Source organism: Bartonella sp. PS17NMGDW (assembly GCF_042193555.1).
Lineage (GTDB): Bacteria > Pseudomonadota > Alphaproteobacteria > Rhizobiales > Rhizobiaceae > Bartonella > Bartonella grahamii.
On record NZ_JBHILY010000059.1, the window covers coordinates 1 to 1,641 of the forward strand.

At 48.2% G+C, this 1,641-nt stretch carries 1 protein-coding gene and 1 pseudogene; both read left to right on the plus strand.

The window, feature by feature from the left end; genetic code table 11:
- Window positions 1–1,122 (plus strand): annotated as a pseudogene (locus ACFIJK_RS09170) (phage tail tape measure protein); the annotation flags it as partial.
- 13 nt (window positions 1,123–1,135) lie between these two features.
- On the plus strand, window positions 1,136–1,582 hold the full coding sequence (locus tag ACFIJK_RS09175) for a phage tail protein (protein WP_375627576.1): 447 nt from the start codon (window positions 1,136–1,138) through the stop codon (window positions 1,580–1,582).
- Window positions 1,583–1,641 lie beyond the last annotated feature (59 nt).

Below are 1,641 nucleotides of genomic sequence, written 5' to 3' on the forward strand. Positions count from 1 at the left end.
AGCGCCATCATCAAAACCATTGCTGCCCTTATGGCTTTTAATATTGCTCTACGGGTTTTGCGCTTTACTCTTGCCGGGACACGCCTTGGGCTTCTTCAATTGATCACGTCTTTTATCAAGCTTAGAGTACTCAGTCGTGGTGTTGCTGCAAGCTGGCGGGGCTTAGCAGCCGCAGGGCGCTCGCTGGGCTTGCTAACCGCGGGTCTTGGGGCAAGTTCACTCCGACTCTTACGCCCCATGACCTTGTTGGTCGGGGCTTTACGGGGGATTGCTGTCTCAGGAAGTGCATTTGCTGCCTCTTTTGGCTCTGTTGGGACAGTGATCGAAGTGGTTGGGGCGGGTATTTCCTCTGTTGTGGGGGGTATTTTTACCCCAATAGGGGCTGTGGTTGCTGCTGTTGTGGCTGTCATCCTTGCTGCTGGTTTTGCTTTGTGGAAATATTGGGATCGTTTTTCTTCTTTTATGAAGGGCTTTGCACGGGGGGTATCTCGGGCTTTTGGGCAAGCCTTTGAAGCCGTCATGCGCTTTTTTGGTGCAGATACCAGCACTATTACGCGTTGGAAAAATATAATCGCCAATGCTTTTGATCTCTCTCAAGTTTGGCAAAAGTTTAAACAAGAGCTTTCCTCTGTTGCCGAGTGGTTTGGCAATTTGTGGGAGGGCGTTAAACAAAGCTTTTCCAACTTTTGGCAATGGTTGAAGAGTTTTTTTACACAGGAAAAGCTCTCGGAGAGTGCCAAGGCTGGTATGGAACAAGCGGGCGAAGATCTGGCTAATTCGATTGTCGATGGCTTTATGTCGTCTATCTCACAATTGATGGATTATTGTAAATCTTTGCCTAGCCGCATTAAGGGGTGGATTGGTTCCATTGATGTAAGAGAATTTTTGCCAAGTTTTTTGGGGGGTAAAACAGCCATTCAACCGATTGCACAATTTGCGGGGGCGGGGCATGCAAATCCATCGGGTAGAGAACAAGGAGAGAAAGAGCGCTCCCCCATCACACACAATCAAAATGTCACAGTGCATGTCAATGGTGCCCGTGATCCTGTGGCCACTGGTCGTGCGGTTGCCCACGCCATTCAACGGGCACGTGCCAATGCTCTGCATGGCGGGACAGAATGAGGGGAGGGAGCTTATGAGAGATCCTTTGATGATGTTAGGACCGCATCAATTTTATGTGGACTGGCTGAATTTCCAATCTTTTGAAGAAGAGTTTTCTGCCTCATGGGTTTGTATGGAGCGTTTTGGCAAGGCACCCAGTTTGCAATTTACCGGCTATGGTAATGATGCAAAAACCATTCATGGGGTTTGGTTTCCAGAAGAATTTGGGGACCGGGTAGCGATAGATGCTATCACCACAACTATCCGAAGAGCAAAGCCGGTGCAGATGCTTCGTTGGATCAATGATACCACCTATAGTGTCCTTCTCCATGGTCCCGTGGTGATCACCACGATCAATAAAGACCACGACTATATTAGTCGCTCTGGTCAATCCCAGCGCATCCGCTATTCCATTACGCTCTTGCCCTTTTTTAATGGCGGAAAACCACAAGGTCAATATCAGGTGGGACAAATTCTATGAAGATACCAGAAAAGCATGTTGTTGTAGAGCTAGAGGATATGAGTCTTGATCTTATCTGC